Below are 13,898 nucleotides of genomic sequence, written 5' to 3'. Positions count from 1 at the left end.
GTCGCACACGAAGGTCCCTGAAACAATAGGGACCTTCGCCTGGCTCGTAAATCTCTCTCGGCGGAGGTTGTGAGCTAGCTCTTGTTGTGAGCGCCTGGTGCGTCCAGTTGATGATTCAACTCTGCCTTGTGGCCGGGAGGCAGGTCATTCCAGTGGATGTCCAGAAGGGCACCCTCGATGGCATAGAGCAGCACTTTCGAGGCCCTGAAGCCCCTGGCCCGAACAGCCTTGTAGGCGCCGACGGCACCCAGCCGGCGCAGGTCGGATGCACTGTGGATGCCGACGGCGTGCAGCCATTGTGCTGAAGTCTTGCCCAGGTTCTTCATGTGTTGCAGTTCGTCGTTCATCGAGCCTCCTTGCGATGGATTGGGCGCGAGAGGGACAGGACTGTGAATAAGTGTAGCGGCCATTCGTGACGCGTGGCCTTGTGCTATCGCTCAATCCTCGTGCGCTTCCCGCACGGATAACGATCACTGCTGACGATAGGGCGGTTCGCTTCTTTCGGGCGGAGGTACCAACGACCGACGGGGGGGCGCCGGTTATTGGGGGAAATGATCCTGCTGCGCGACTGAGGGCGACTCAGCCGGCAGTATAGAAGCCGCGCCGGATGTTGCCCGGCGCGGTGGGGGAGGGTCAGACGCCCGGCAGATGCTGGCGGATGAGTTCCACCAGGCCGTCGAGGCTGGCGGCCTGATCGGTGTCGATGCGCTTGCTTTGCGCCTGCTCGTTCGCATCCAGGGGTTCGCGGCTGGCCAGTTGCGCGCGCACCACCTCCATGGTGGCGTCGGACGGGTCGCTGCCTTCGGCCTGGCGCTGGGCCAGCCAGGACTCGATCACCGCCTCCGGTGCATGGCAGTCGAGGATCAGGAACGGCGTGCCGGTTTCCTCGGCAACCTTGCGTGCGGCCTTGCGTTGCTCCTGCTTGAGGAAGGTCGCGTCGATGACCACGGGGAAGCCGGCGTGCAGGGCAACACGCGCCAGCTGGTTGAGGTGCTTGTAGGTGGCGGAACTGGCATCGGCGCTATAGATGCCGGCCTGCAGACCTTCGCTGCCCTGCTGCTGTTCACCGAACAGGCGTTTGCGTTCGACGTCCGAGCGCAGGCGGATGGCGCCGAGGGCTTCCACCAGGCGCAGCGCTACGTGGCTCTTGCCCGAGGCGGACACGCCGCTGGTAATGGCCAGAAACGGCGAGGGGATGGCGCTGTAGCTTTCTGCCAGGCCAGCGTAGTTGCGGTACTGGCGAAGCGTGGCGGCCTTCTGTACCGCGTCGGGCTGGTGGGCCAGGCTGAACAGCGCAATCTTGGCTCGGACCAGGGCGCGATAGGCCTTGTAGAAGTTGAGCAGCTCCAGGCCCTCGTAATCGCCGGTGTGCTCCAGGTACTGGCTGACCAGACGGCGGGAGAGGGACTTGAGACCGCGATCTTCCAGGTCCATGGCGATGAAGGCGGTATCGGCGTAGACGTCGGTGAAGCGGAAGGGCTCGTTGAATTCGATGCAGTCGAAGATCACCACCTCGCCGTCGATCAGCGTGGCGTTGCCCAGGTGGATGTCACCGTGGCATTCGCGGATGAAGCCTTCCTGCTTGCGTCGCGCCAGCAGCGGCTTGAGTCGCTCGTGGCTGCTCTCGGCCCAGGCTTCCAGGGCCTCCAGTTGCTGCAGGTCGGCCTTGTCGCTCAGCAGCGGGCGGATCTGCTCGAAGTTCTGGCGAACCGGCATCATCACCGCATCCGGAGTACCCAGCGGGTGCTCGACGGCCACTTTCGGGGCGGCCAGGTGGAAGCTGGCGATCTGCCTGGCGAGGGCGTCGATATGGGTGGGGGTCAGTTCGCCGCGGGCCTGCATGGAGCTGAGCAGGTTTTCCTGGGGGAACTGGCGCATCTTCAGCACGTACTCGATGGCCGGGCCATCGCCGCCGATCTGCGGGGCCTCGGCGCTGCCGGTGATCGGCAGGACTTCCAGGTAGAGGTCGCGGGTCAGGCGCTGATTGAGGCGCAGTTCCTCTTCGCAGAAATGCTTGCGATCTTCGAGTCTGGTGAAATCGAGGAAGCCGAAGTTCACCGGCTTCTTCACTTTATATACGTAGCTGCCGGTCAGCAGCACCCAAGAGATGTGCGTCTCGATCACCAGAAACCCGTCCACCGGATGAGGATAGAGGGCGGGATTCTGCAGGGCGGCTATCAGGGACTGGCTCACGGGCGTTCCTTGTTCGGTAGCTGTGGAAGCCCCGCATTATCGCCTCTGTGCGACGGCCTGCATACCGTCAGGGCGTGCCTGTTGGCTGTGGATAAAGTGCGTATAATGCGCCGCCATGACACGTCCTCGCTCTCCCAAATCTCGCTCAAAACGCCGTTCCAGCAGCCTTCGCCCCTGGTTGGGCTGGGCATTCAAACTGGGCCTGGTAGGCCTGGTGATTCTGGCCGGTTTCGCCATCTATCTCGACGCCGTGGTGCAGGAGAAATTCTCCGGCAAGCGCTGGACGGTGCCGGCCAAGGTCTACGCGCGGCCGCTGGAGCTGTTCGTCGGCCTGAAGCTGTCCAAGGACGACTTCCTGAAGGAACTGGACGCCCTTGGCTATCGCCGCGAAAGCCTGTCCAACGGTCCGGGCGCCGCTTCGGTTTCGGGTAATACCGTCGAGCTGAATACCCGTGGCTTCCAGTTCTATGAGGGCGCCGAGCCGGCCCAGCGCGTGCGCGTGCGCTTCTCCGGCGACTTCGTGGCCGGCCTGAGCCAGGCCAGCGGCGCCGACCTGGCGGTCGCGCGCCTCGAACCGCTGCTGATTGGTGGCCTCTATCCCGCCCACCATGAAGACCGCGTGCTGATCAAACTGGACCAGGTGCCGGCCTACCTGGTGGAAACCCTGGTGGCAACCGAAGACCGCGAGTTCTTCAATCACCATGGCGTGTCCCTCAAGTCCATCGCCCGCGCGTTCTGGGTCAACGCCACCGCCGGTGAACTGCGCCAGGGCGGCAGTACGCTGACCCAGCAGCTGGTGAAGAACTTCTACCTGACCAGCGAACGCAGCCTCTCCCGCAAGGCCACCGAAGCCATGATGGCGGTACTGCTGGAGCTGCATTACGACAAGCGTGAAATCCTCGAGGCCTACCTCAACGAGGTGTTCCTGGGCCAGGACGGCCAGCGCGCCATTCACGGCTTCGGCCTGGCCAGCCAGTACTTCTTCAGCCAGCCGCTGGCCGAGCTGAAGGTGCATCAGATCGCCCTGCTGGTGGGGATGGTCAAGGGCCCGTCCTACTACAACCCGCGTCGTTACCCCGAGCGGGCGCTGGAGCGCCGCAACCTGGTGATCGACCTGCTCGCCGAGCAACACGTGATCACCCCCGAGGAAGCCGCTGCCGCCAAGCAGAAACCACTCGGTGTGACCAAGCGCGGCAGCCTGGCCGATAGCTCCTACCCGGCGTTCCTCGATCTGGTCAAACGCCAGTTGCGCCAGGACTATCGCGAGGAAGACCTCACCGAGGAAGGCCTGCGCATCTTCACCAGCTTCGATCCGATCCTGCAGTCCAAGGCAGAGACCGCGCTGAACGAAACCCTGAAACGCCTGGAAGGGCGCAAGGGAGTCGACCAGGTGGAATCGGCCATGGTCGTGAGCAATCCGGAAACCGGCGAAATCCAGGCGCTGATCGGCAGCCGCCAGCCACGCTTCGCCGGCTTCAACCGTGCGGTGGACGCCGTTCGCCCCATCGGTTCTCTGATAAAACCGGCCGTCTATCTCACCGCCCTGGAACGCCCGAGCCAGTACACCCTGACCAGCTGGGTCGCGGACGAACCCTTCTCGGTGAAAGGGCAGGACGGTCAGGTATGGCGCCCGCAGAACTACGATCGCCGCGCCCACGGCACCATCTACCTGTACCAAGGGCTGGCGAATTCCTACAACCTGTCGACTGCCAAGCTCGGTCTGGAACTGGGCGTGCCCAATGTGCTCAAAACCTTGGAGAGACTGGGCGTTTCCCGCGAATGGCCGGCTTATCCTTCGATGCTCCTCGGCGCCGGTGCGCTGAGCCCGATGGAAGTGGCGACCATGTACCAGACCCTGGCCAACGGCGGATTCAACACGCCGTTGCGGGCGATTCGCAGCGTGCTGACGGCCGAAGGGGAGCCGCTCAAGCGCTACCCCTTCCAGATCCAGCAACGCTTCGATCCGGGCGCCATCTATCTGGTGCAGAACGCGATGCAGCGCGTGATGCGCGAAGGTACCGCGCGGTCGGTGTATAGCCAGTTGCCGTCGTCCCTGACCCTGGCGGGCAAGACCGGTACCACCAACGATTCGCGCGACAGCTGGTTTGCCGGCTTCAGTCAGGATCTGCTGGCGGTGGTCTGGCTGGGGCGCGATGATAACGGCAAGACGCCGCTGACCGGGGCAACCGGTGCGCTGCAGGTCTGGACCGCCTTCATGCGCAAGGCCGACCCGCTGCCGCTGGATATGCCGATGCCGGACAACGTGGTGCAGGCGTGGATCGACCCGCACAGCGGCCAGGGCTCCGACCCGAGCTGCCCCGGCGCGGTGCAGATGCCCTACATTCGTGGCAGCGAACCTGTCCCCGGCGCGCCTTGCGGCCTGGGAGCTCCCGTGGACTCGGTGATGGACTGGGTTCGCGGGTGGATGCAATGAACCGAGAGGATGAAACGTGAGTAAAGCCTGGATTCCCGCACTTGCCGCCGCCGCCCTGCTGGCCGGTTGCGCCACCCCGCAGCGGGGCGCCATTCCCGTGGTCGATTCCGGCGCGCCCTTGTCCGAGCTCGAGCAGGGCAGTTCCAGCCGCGGTGGCTACAATCAGGCGCCCGCCGAGCCGCGCCGTCTCCCCGAAGATTCCGGCGTGGTAGTGATGGTGCCCGGCGCCAGTTCCGGTGCCCCCATTGCGGCTCCCGCTTCTAGTGCGCCCATCAGCGGCAGCATCACCAGTGGTGCGATCACCCCCGGCCCCATCACCAGCGGTCCGGCTGCGAGCGAGCCCAGCGTGCCGAGCTATGGTGCGCCGAATTCCAGCTATGGCGTGCCGAGCTACAGCGCTCCGGCCCCCAGCGCCCCGACGGGGATTCCCAGTAATACGGGCGGCCTGTCTGCTGACGAACAACTCGATGGTCCGGTGCTGGCGCTGCTGACCACTGCCCAACAACAGCAGGGGGGCGGTGATCTCAATGGTGCGGCTGCCAGCCTGGAGCGTGCCCAGCGCATCGCTCCGCGCGAACCCCAGGTGCTCTATCGCCTGGCCGAAGTGCGCATGGCCCAGGGCGATGCGGCCCAGGCCGAGCAATTCGCTCGTCGTGCGCTGACCTACGCCAATGGCCGCCCGGCCTTGCAGGCCAGCCTGTGGGATCTGATTGCACGTGCCCGGGACCGCCAGGGCGATCCGTCTGGCGCGGCGCTGGCTCGTGAAAAAGCCAAGGTCAACCTCTAATGGACCCGCGTTGCGTCAACATCGCCGACCAGCTCCTGCTCATCGAGCAGGAGCTGCGCAGGCTTGGCTGGTGGGACGAGGTATCGCCCAGCGACAATGCCCTGGCCAGCCAGACGCCGTTCTGCGTGGACACCCTGGCCTTCGAACAGTGGCTGCAGTGGATCTTCCTGCCGCGCATGAAGGTCATCCTGGAGAACGACCTGGAGTTGCCTCACGCGTCAGGCATCCGCGCCATGGCGGAGGAGGTCTACCGGGAGCGGCTCAGCGAAGTGGGCCTTTTGCTCGACGCCCTGGGGGCGTTCGACCGGTTGATAGGCGGGGCGAACTGAGGCAGCGCCTCAGTTGCAGTTCTCGCTGATCGCCTTTTCGGCATCCTTGATCCGGGATTGCCGCTCTTCTTCGGTCAGGCGGCGTACTTCCCCGCTCACTTCTGCGCGCAGCCGCGGATTGTTCTTCAGTTGTGCCAAGTTGGTACGGACGGTGTCGCAATACTTGCGGCGCTCCGCTTCCTGGGTTGCAACTTCCGCCTTCACTTTCTCGTCGATGGCCTTCTGGTCGCCTACCGGCTTGCTCGCCGGTAGCCGTGCCCGCTGCTGTTCGATTTCGCTGTCCAGAAGCGGCAGGCTGGGGCTCGGCTTCGCTACCGAGGTATTCACGCTCGTGGCTTCCTGGCCGTCTGGCGGCTGCGCGCCAAAGTGGGTAACGCCCTGGGCATCGACCCATTTGTAGACTTGGCCAGCCATGGCGGATGTGGCCAGTGCCAGCAACAGGCTGCCGGTGAAAATCATGCGATGCATGCTGTTTCCTTCAAGTGGCGGTGAGTCCTTGGCTAACTATAACCAAAGCCGTCGACCTTGATCCTGCGTCGTGTCACAGCAATCCATGCAGATTCCGCAACGGATTACTTGACTTGTCTCGTGCTTATCCGAAGAATCCAGGGTTCGCTATTCCAGTGGGCCGGCCGCAAGTCGGAAGCTGTAGTAGTCGATGAGGTGCATACCCGCGCCGACCTGTAACACCCGCAACGCGTTACCTCGCGCTGGGTGGGAAAGCCCCGCAACAACTCTCAGGGGCCGACCCGATGCCTGTTCAATCAGCAGCTGACGTAGTCGGCGACCACCAGTCGCTCATGCGCTGATTGCAGGCAAACCTAATCAGGCCGTCCGGTCGCGGGCGGTTATCTGGCGTTCTAGAGGTGAAAAACGTGGAGCTCTTATCTGGCGCTGAAATGGTCGTCCGCTCGCTGCGTGACGAAGGCGTTAAGTACATCTATGGGTACCCGGGTGGTGCCCTCCTGCATATCTACGATGCCCTGTTCAAAGAAAACGATGTGACCCACATCCTGGTCCGTCATGAGCAGGCTGCTACCCACATGGCCGACGGCTACGCCCGCGCCACCGGCAAACCCGGTGTTGTGCTGGTGACTTCCGGCCCGGGTGCGACCAACGCCATTACCGGCATCGCCACCGCCTACATGGACTCCATCCCGATGGTGATCCTGTCCGGCCAGGTGCCGAGCAACATGGTCGGCACCGATGCCTTCCAGGAAACCGACATGGTCGGTATTTCCCGTCCGATCGTGAAGCACAGCTTCATCGTCAAGCATCCCTCGGAAATCCCCGAGGTGATCAAGAAGGCGTTCTACATCGCCCAGTCCGGCCGTCCGGGCCCGGTTGTCGTCGACATTCCGAAGGACATGGGCGACCCGACCCAGAAGTTCGAATACAGCTACCCGAAGAAGGTCAAGCTGCGCTCCTACAGCCCCGCGGTCCGCGGCCATTCCGGCCAGATCCGCAAGGCTGCCGAGATGCTGCTGGCTGCCAAGCGTCCGATCCTGTACTCCGGCGGTGGCGTGATCATGGGCGACGCATCCGAGCAGCTCACCGAGCTGGCCAAGATGCTCAACCTGCCAGTGACCAACACTCTGATGGGCCTTGGCGCTTTCCCGGGCACCGATCGCCAGTTCGTTGGCATGCTCGGCATGCACGGCAGCTATACCGCCAACCTGGCGATGCACCATTGCGACGTGATTCTGGCCGTCGGCGCGCGTTTCGATGACCGCGTCATCAACGGTGCCGCCAAGTTCTGCCCGAACGCGAAGATCATCCACATCGACATCGACCCCGCGTCGATCTCCAAGACCATCAAGGCCGATATCCCGATCGTTGGCCCGGTAGACAGCGTGCTCTCCGAGATGGTCGCCATCCTCAAGGAAATCGGCGAGACTCCGAACAAGGAAACCGTCGCGGCCTGGTGGAAGCAGATCGATGAATGGCGCGCCGGTGGCGACCTGTTCCCTTACGACAAGGGCGACGGCAGCATCATCAAGCCGCAGAGCGTGATCGAGACCCTCTGGGAAGTGACCAAGGGCGATGCCTACATCACCTCCGACGTGGGCCAGCACCAGATGTTCGCGGCGCAGTACTACCGCTTCAACAAGCCCAATCGCTGGATCAACTCCGGTGGCCTGGGCACCATGGGCTTCGGCTTCCCGGCGGCCATGGGCATCAAGCTGAGCTTCCCTGAAGCCGACGTCGCCTGCGTGACCGGCGAGGGCAGCATCCAGATGAACATCCAGGAGATGTCGACCTGCCTGCAGTACGACCTGCCGGTGAAGATCATCAACCTGAACAACGGTGCGCTGGGCATGGTTCGCCAATGGCAGGACATGCAGTACAACAGCCGCTACTCGCACTCCTATATGGAGTCGCTGCCTGATTTCGTCAAGCTGGCCGAAGCCTATGGCCACGTCGGCATTCGCGTGACCGATCCGAAGGATCTGAAAGCGAAGATGGAAGAGGCGTTCTCGCTGAAGAACCGTCTGGTGTTCCTCGATATCAAGGTCGACTCCAGCGAACACGTCTACCCGATGCAGATTCGGGATGGCGCCATGCGCGACATGTGGCTGAGCAAGACGGAGCGGACCTGAACATGCGACACATCATTTCCCTGTTGCTGGAAAACGAGCCGGGCGCCCTGTCCCGCGTCGTTGGCCTGTTCTCCCAGCGCAACTACAACATCGAAAGCCTGACCGTGGCCCCGACCGAAGACCCGACCTTGTCGCGTCTGACGCTGACCACCATCGGCCACGATGAAGTGATCGAGCAGATCACCAAGAACCTCAACAAACTGATCGAAGTGGTGAAGCTGGTGAACCTGTCGGAGAGTGCTCACATCGAGCGCGAACTGATGCTGGTCAAGGTGAAGGCCACTGGCGCCCAGCGCGCCGAGGTCAAGCGCACCACCGACATCTTCCGCGGCCAGATCGTCGACGTGACTTCCAGCGTCTACACGATCCAGTTGGCGGGCACCAGCGACAAGTTGGACAGCTTCATCCAGGCCATCGGCAACAGCTCGATCCTGGAAACCGTACGCAGTGGCGTCACCGGGATTTCCCGTGGCGACAAAGTGCTGACGATCTGATCTCTGTCGTGAAAAACCCCGCCTGGTGCGGGGTTTTTATTGCCCGGGTTTTACTGGCGGCGATTCCAGAAGGCTGCGATCAGCGGGTCCTTGAGACGTTTTTCCAAGGCGAACAGGCCGATGTCGTAGGCGGCCAATGGCGGCTGGATATCGTAGATGCGGATGCGTGCGGTCAGTGGGCTGTTGTCGAGCACGATCTGCGGAACCACGCCGATACCGAAGCCCAGGCTCACCATGCTGACGATGGCCTCATTGCCGCTCACCTGGGCATAGATGCGTGGCTTGATGCCGTGGCTTTTCAGCCAGCGGTCGGTCCGGGTCCGGGCCAGGCCTTCTTCCGAGAGAATCATCGGCACGTCCTTCCAGCTCTGCGCCGTGGGCTGCCGTCGTTGTTCTTCCGTCAGCAGTTGAGGCAAATGCGGGCCGATGAAACGCAGCTCTGAGCGCGTAATCGACTGGAACTCGACACCGGCTGGCAGGTTGTCAGGGCGCGCACCGATGGCAAGATCTTCCAGTCCTTGTTGCACCCGCTCGACGGCCTTTGCCGGGTCGCCGGTGTGCAGCTTCATTTCAATGCGGGGGTAGTCCAGGCGGAAGCTGCTCAGGATGTCGTAGAGGAAGCTGTAGCTCGCCGTCACCGAGCAGTACAGGGAGAGTTCGCCGTGCAGGTCCATCTGCTCCTGCATGAGTCGTTGGCGGATGGCATGCCAGCCGCTTAGGACCTCGCTCGCATATTCGCGGAACTGCTTCCCCTCGCGGGTCAGCTGAACGGAGCGACTGTCGCGCACGAACAGAGGAGCGCCAAGTTCGTCCTCGAGTTGCTTGATGCTGCGACTGAGCGCGGAGGGGCTGACATGCTGCTCGCGGCTGGTTTTGCCGAAGTGCAGGTTGTCAGCCAGGGAAAGAAATAGCTTGAGGGAGTGGCTGTCCATGAGCGTTTCGAATACTGGCACGTTGCGTTGCGAATATATCATTTTACGCAATGGATCAGATCGCTTAATGTGCCCTTGTCGCGGTGCTCGCACCCCATCCCTTTCGTTATAAAAGAGTCAGGACCATGAAAGTTTATTACGACAAAGACTGTGACCTCTCGATCATCCAGGGCAAGAAAGTTGCCATCATTGGTTACGGTTCCCAGGGCCACGCTCACGCATGCAACCTGAAAGACTCCGGTGTGGACGTGACCGTTGGCCTGCGTCCCGGCTCCGCCACCGTTGCCAAGGCCCAGGCCCACGGCCTGACCGTCAAGAGCGTGCCGGAAGCCGTTGCCGCAGCTGACCTGGTAATGATCCTGACTCCGGACGAGTTCCAGTCCAAGCTGTACAAGGAAGAAGTCGAGCCGAACCTGAAGAAGGGGGCCACCCTGGCCTTCGCCCACGGCTTCGCCATCCACTACAACCAGGTCGTACCGCGCGCTGACCTCGACGTGATCATGATCGCGCCGAAGGCCCCGGGCCACACCGTACGTTCCGAGTTCGTCAAGGGCGGTGGTATTCCGGACCTGGTAGCCGTTTACCAGGACGCTTCCGGCAATGCCAAGAACGTAGCCCTGTCCTACGCCTGCGGCGTGGGCGGCGGCCGTACCGGCATCATCGAAACCACCTTCAAGGACGAGACTGAAACCGACCTGTTCGGTGAGCAGGCTGTTCTGTGCGGCGGTTGCGTCGAACTGGTGAAGGCCGGTTTCGAAACCCTGGTCGAAGCTGGCTACGCGCCGGAAATGGCCTACTTCGAGTGCCTGCACGAGCTGAAGCTGATCGTCGACCTGATGTACGAAGGCGGCATCGCCAACATGAACTACTCGATCTCCAACAACGCCGAGTACGGTGAGTACGTAACCGGTCCGGAGGTCATCAACGCCGAATCCCGTCAGGCCATGCGCAACGCTCTGAAGCGCATCCAGGACGGCGAATACGCCAAGATGTTCATCCAGGAAGGTGCCTCGAACTACGCTTCGATGACCGCCTACCGCCGCAACAACGCTGCTCATCCGATCGAGCAGGTTGGTGAGCGTCTGCGCGCAATGATGCCGTGGATCTCCGCCAACAAGATCGTCGACAAGACCAAGAACTAAGGTCTTTTCCGATCCAGAAAGAACGCGGCCACGGCCGCGTTCTTTCGTTATGGCGGCAGGGTTCTGGTATAAAGCCTGTTTGCCGGGCGCTGCATCCCGCGTGTTGCCCACCACAAACCGTATTCGTTGCAAGGATGTTGTTCATGAATGAACGTCCCGAAGAGCCGAATCAGCCCATCGAGGGCGAGAGCCTGCTGCCCATCGACGAGCATGTCGAGGAAGTCCAGGATGCCGAAGGGCGCAAGGTTCGCCACCGCGGCATCTATCTGCTGCCCAATCTCTTCACCACTGCCAACCTGTTCGCCGGTTTCTACGCCATCGTCAACGCCATGAGCGGCAACTTCTCGGTGGCCGCCGCTACCATTTTCGTCGCCATGGTGCTGGATAGCCTCGACGGCCGTGTTGCGCGACTCACCAATACCCAGAGCGCATTCGGTGCCGAATACGACTCGCTGTCGGACATGGTCGCCTTTGGTGTTGCGCCGGCGTTGCTGGCCTTCGAGTGGGCCTTGAGTGGTCTGGGCAGCGTCGGTCTGACTGTCGCCTTCATCTATGTGGCCGGCGCGGCACTGCGTCTGGCGCGTTTCAATACCCAGATCGGCAAGGTGGACAAGCGCTACTTCATCGGCCTCGCCAGTCCAGCTGCGGCAGGTGTGGTGGCCGGTACCGTGTGGGCGTTCAGCGACTTCGGCATCAAGGGTTCGAACATGTCGTTCATCGTCGCCCTGCTCGTCGCCCTGGCCGGCATGCTGATGGTCAGCAACATCAAGTTCTACAGCTTCAAGGACCTGGACCTGAAAGGGCGTGTGCCTTTCGTGGCCATTCTCGCGGTCGTGCTGGTCTTCGCCGTGGTGTTCAGCGACCCGCCGCGCATCCTTCTGCTGATCTTCCTGGCTTACGCCGCTTCCGGCCCGGTGCAATACTTGCTCCAGCTGCGTCGCCGCAAGCAGGTCGAGTGATGTAATTTCCTCGCGGCTCCGCAGTCTACTGGGCATCCCTGCCCAAGTTGTGGAGCCGCCATGCTGATTCAGATCCCTCCTTCCTCTGCGTGTCGCGAGAGCGAAGTCACTCCCGAATCCATCTACCTCTCCCGTCGCCAACTGCTCGGTGCGGCCGGCGCACTGGCGGCCATGGCGGCGATGCCGGGTCGTGCGCAGGACGCGTCGGCCTATCCGGATGTCGAGTCAGCGCCGGCGCCTGCGTGGTTCAGCGAGAAGCTCGCGAGTACCCGATGGCAGGCGATTACGCCGGGGCACGAATCGATCACACCATTTCGGGATGCGACCCACTACAACAACTTCTACGAGTTCGGGACCAATAAGAGCGACCCGGCGCGCTATGCGGAGAAGATGCAGGTCGAACCCTGGACTGTGCGAATCGATGGAGAAGTAGCTAAACCGGGTACTTACTCGGTAGAGGATCTGGTCAGGCCACACGGGCTGGAAGAGCGCATTTACAGGCTGCGTTGCGTCGAGGCCTGGTCCATGGTCATTCCCTGGCTGGGCTTCCCTTTGGCTGAATTGCTCAAGCAGGTCGAGCCTACAAGCAAGGCCAGGTACGTCAGCTTCGAGACCCACCTTGCTCCAGAGGAGATGGCTGGCGTGCGGTCCGGCTTCTCCCTGATCGATTGGCCTTATGTGGAAGGGCTGAGGCTGGATGAGGCCATGCATCCGCTGACGATTCTTGCTGTGGGTATGTATGGTCGCGTGCTGCCGAATCAGAATGGCGCGCCGCTCCGTCTGGTGGTGCCCTGGAAGTACGGATTCAAGAGCATCAAGTCCATCGTGCGAATCAGTCTGGTCAGTGAGCAGCCGCCTACCACATGGCAATCCATTGCCCCTGAGGAATATGGCTTCTATTCGAACGTTAACCCTGAGGTGGACCATCCCCGCTGGAGCCAGGCCCATGAGCGGCGCCTCCCCAGCGGCCTGTTCAGTCCGAATATCGTGCCGACGCGTATGTTCAACGGCTATGACGAAGTGGCCGGCCTCTATGCTGGGCTGGATTTGAGGAAGTACTACTGATGCGGTTCAGGCTCTGGAGACTCTTCTTTTTCCTTGTGGCGCCGATCCCGGTCGGTCTCTGGCTCTATCAGGCCTGGATATTTGCCCTGGGGCCGGATCCGGGCAAGGTTCTGGTGGATCGTCTGGGGCTGGGGGCGCTCTGGCTTCTGCTCATCACTTTGTCCATGACGCCGCTGCAGAAGCTGACCGGCTGGGGAGGGTGGATTGCGGTGCGCAGGCAAGTGGGGCTGTGGTGTTTCACCTACGTAGTGCTGCATATCACTGGGTATGCCGTGTTTCTGCTCGGCCTGGACATGCAGCAGTTACTGATTGACCTGGGCAAACGTCCCTACATATTCGTAGGCGCCTTGGGGTTCTGTGGGTTGCTGGCCCTGGCGGTAACTTCGAACCGCTTCAGCATCCGTCGCCTGGGTAAGCGCTGGAAGCGATTGCATCGGCTGGTATATGCCATTCTGGCAATCGCTCTACTGCATATGCTCTGGGTGGTACGGGCGGATATGGCCGAATGGTCCGGCTATGCCGTCACAGGCATTGGGTTGCTGCTGTTGCGAGTACCGATTGTGGAGCGCTACCTACCCAGGGTTTTTGCGCTGTTCAGGCGGGATGACAAAAAAGTTTCAATTTAGTGTTGACGGCAGATTCTGCGTCCCTATAATGCGCCCCACTTCCGGCGCAGTCTCCAAGAAAAACTCCTTGTAGATCAATGGGTTAAGTTATTGGTGAGGTGTTGGAAGGGTTCGCTTCGAGAAGTTCGCCGCTGGCGAATGAGGCTGAACCGGAGGTGTTGACAGCGAGTTTGAACGCTGTAGAATGCGCCTCCCGCTGACGAGAAGAGTGAATCGGATCGGAAGCGCAAGCGCTTGAGTAGAAACGAAAATTTCGAAAAAGAGCTTGACAGTAAGAACGGCTAGCGTAGAATGCGCGGCCTCGGTTGAGACGAAAGGCTTGATCGAAATGCTCTTT

Annotated in this window: 14 protein-coding genes; 9 read left to right on the top strand and 5 right to left on the bottom strand. The window is 61.8% G+C overall.

Going from position 1 to position 13,898, the window contains the following annotated elements:
• Positions 1–74: 74 nt before the first annotated feature.
• Together ACFW0B_RS19115 and ACFW0B_RS19110 are read right to left on the bottom strand one after the other, a co-directional pair.
• Entirely contained in the window at positions 75–347 is a 273-nt protein-coding gene (locus tag ACFW0B_RS19115) for a TfoX/Sxy family protein (protein WP_449150572.1), read from the bottom strand.
• A 286-nt stretch (positions 348–633) separates the two neighbouring features.
• Entirely contained in the window at positions 634–2,193 is a 1,560-nt protein-coding gene (locus tag ACFW0B_RS19110; protein WP_449150571.1) for a bifunctional aminoglycoside phosphotransferase/ATP-binding protein, read from the bottom strand.
• 115 nt (positions 2,194–2,308) lie between these two features.
• Between ACFW0B_RS19110 and mrcB the strand changes: the two genes are divergently transcribed.
• Genes mrcB through ACFW0B_RS19095 form a run of 3 tightly spaced genes read left to right on the top strand, consistent with a single transcriptional unit; the run spans position 2,309 to position 5,743 of the window.
• The gene (gene mrcB, locus ACFW0B_RS19105; RefSeq protein WP_449150570.1) at positions 2,309–4,627 is read left to right on the top strand and encodes a penicillin-binding protein 1B; all 2,319 of its coding nucleotides are present in this window, start codon (positions 2,309–2,311) and stop codon (positions 4,625–4,627) included.
• A gap of 16 nt (positions 4,628–4,643) precedes the next feature.
• Complete coding sequence (locus ACFW0B_RS19100) at positions 4,644–5,414, top strand: tetratricopeptide repeat protein (RefSeq protein ID WP_449150569.1); 771 nt, start codon at positions 4,644–4,646, stop codon at positions 5,412–5,414.
• Positions 5,414–5,743 (top strand): YqcC family protein, encoded by a 330-nt coding sequence (locus tag ACFW0B_RS19095; protein WP_449150568.1) that lies wholly within the window; start codon positions 5,414–5,416, stop codon positions 5,741–5,743. Before ACFW0B_RS19100 ends, ACFW0B_RS19095 begins: the two co-directional genes overlap by 1 nt.
• A gap of 9 nt (positions 5,744–5,752) precedes the next feature.
• Here ACFW0B_RS19095 and ACFW0B_RS19090 read toward each other — a convergent pair whose 3' ends face one another.
• Positions 5,753–6,211 (bottom strand): DUF4124 domain-containing protein, encoded by a 459-nt coding sequence (locus ACFW0B_RS19090; RefSeq protein WP_449150567.1) that lies wholly within the window; start codon positions 6,209–6,211, stop codon positions 5,753–5,755.
• A 407-nt stretch (positions 6,212–6,618) separates the two neighbouring features.
• Here ACFW0B_RS19090 and ACFW0B_RS19085 point away from each other — a divergent pair, with 407 nt between their 5' ends.
• Positions 6,619–8,343: an acetolactate synthase 3 large subunit gene (locus tag ACFW0B_RS19085; RefSeq protein ID WP_449150566.1), complete on the top strand. Its 1,725-nt coding sequence runs from the start codon at positions 6,619–6,621 to the stop codon at positions 8,341–8,343.
• A 2-nt stretch (positions 8,344–8,345) separates the two neighbouring features.
• Positions 8,346–8,837 (top strand): acetolactate synthase small subunit, encoded by a 492-nt coding sequence (ilvN, locus tag ACFW0B_RS19080; RefSeq protein ID WP_449150565.1) that lies wholly within the window; start codon positions 8,346–8,348, stop codon positions 8,835–8,837.
• A gap of 50 nt (positions 8,838–8,887) precedes the next feature.
• On the opposite strand, the gene ilvY is transcribed toward ilvN, so the two are convergent.
• Positions 8,888–9,769: an HTH-type transcriptional activator IlvY gene (ilvY, locus tag ACFW0B_RS19075; protein WP_449150564.1), complete on the bottom strand. Its 882-nt coding sequence runs from the start codon at positions 9,767–9,769 to the stop codon at positions 8,888–8,890.
• 83 nt (positions 9,770–9,852) lie between these two features.
• On the opposite strand from ilvY, the gene ilvC reads away from it, so the two are divergent.
• The 4 genes from ilvC to msrQ all read left to right on the top strand — a co-directional run bounded on the left by ilvC (position 9,853) and on the right by msrQ (position 13,561).
• Positions 9,853–10,911, top strand: a complete 1,059-nt coding sequence (ilvC, locus tag ACFW0B_RS19070) for a ketol-acid reductoisomerase (RefSeq protein ID WP_449150563.1) — start codon at positions 9,853–9,855, stop codon at positions 10,909–10,911.
• A 143-nt stretch (positions 10,912–11,054) separates the two neighbouring features.
• Complete coding sequence (gene pssA, locus ACFW0B_RS19065; RefSeq protein ID WP_449150562.1) at positions 11,055–11,870, top strand: CDP-diacylglycerol--serine O-phosphatidyltransferase; 816 nt, start codon at positions 11,055–11,057, stop codon at positions 11,868–11,870.
• Positions 11,871–11,930: 60 nt separating this feature from the next.
• Positions 11,931–12,935 (top strand): protein-methionine-sulfoxide reductase catalytic subunit MsrP, encoded by a 1,005-nt coding sequence (msrP, locus tag ACFW0B_RS19060; protein ID WP_449150561.1) that lies wholly within the window; start codon positions 11,931–11,933, stop codon positions 12,933–12,935.
• Entirely contained in the window at positions 12,935–13,561 is a 627-nt protein-coding gene (gene msrQ / locus ACFW0B_RS19055) for a protein-methionine-sulfoxide reductase heme-binding subunit MsrQ (RefSeq protein ID WP_449150560.1), read from the top strand. The genes msrP and msrQ overlap by 1 nt, the downstream gene beginning before the upstream one ends.
• An 82-nt stretch (positions 13,562–13,643) precedes the next feature.
• Here msrQ and ACFW0B_RS19050 read toward each other — a convergent pair.
• Positions 13,644–13,898 (bottom strand): hypothetical protein (locus tag ACFW0B_RS19050; protein WP_449150559.1); only part of this gene is annotated, 255 nt, incomplete at its 5' end.

The sequence above is a fragment of the Metapseudomonas phytobenefica genome, assembly GCF_043392685.1.
In the GTDB taxonomy this organism is placed as follows: Bacteria; Pseudomonadota; Gammaproteobacteria; order Pseudomonadales; family Pseudomonadaceae; genus Metapseudomonas.
This window is presented reverse-complemented; position numbering and strand designations above follow the sequence as displayed.

Coding starts and splice junctions, on each gene's coding strand:
- msrQ (WP_449150560.1), top strand. CDS start 12,935: ATGCGGTTCAGGCTCTGGAGACTCTTCTTTTTCCTTGTGGCGCCGATC.
- pssA (WP_449150562.1), top strand. CDS start 11,055: ATGAATGAACGTCCCGAAGAGCCGAATCAGCCCATCGAGGGCGAGAGC.
- ACFW0B_RS19115 (WP_449150572.1), bottom strand. CDS start 347: ATGAACGACGAACTGCAACACATGAAGAACCTGGGCAAGACTTCAGCA.
- ACFW0B_RS19090 (WP_449150567.1), bottom strand. CDS start 6,211: ATGCATCGCATGATTTTCACCGGCAGCCTGTTGCTGGCACTGGCCACA.
- ilvY (WP_449150564.1), bottom strand. CDS start 9,769: ATGGACAGCCACTCCCTCAAGCTATTTCTTTCCCTGGCTGACAACCTG.
- mrcB (WP_449150570.1), top strand. CDS start 2,309: ATGACACGTCCTCGCTCTCCCAAATCTCGCTCAAAACGCCGTTCCAGC.
- msrP (WP_449150561.1), top strand. CDS start 11,931: ATGCTGATTCAGATCCCTCCTTCCTCTGCGTGTCGCGAGAGCGAAGTC.
- ilvN (WP_449150565.1), top strand. CDS start 8,346: ATGCGACACATCATTTCCCTGTTGCTGGAAAACGAGCCGGGCGCCCTG.
- ACFW0B_RS19095 (WP_449150568.1), top strand. CDS start 5,414: ATGGACCCGCGTTGCGTCAACATCGCCGACCAGCTCCTGCTCATCGAG.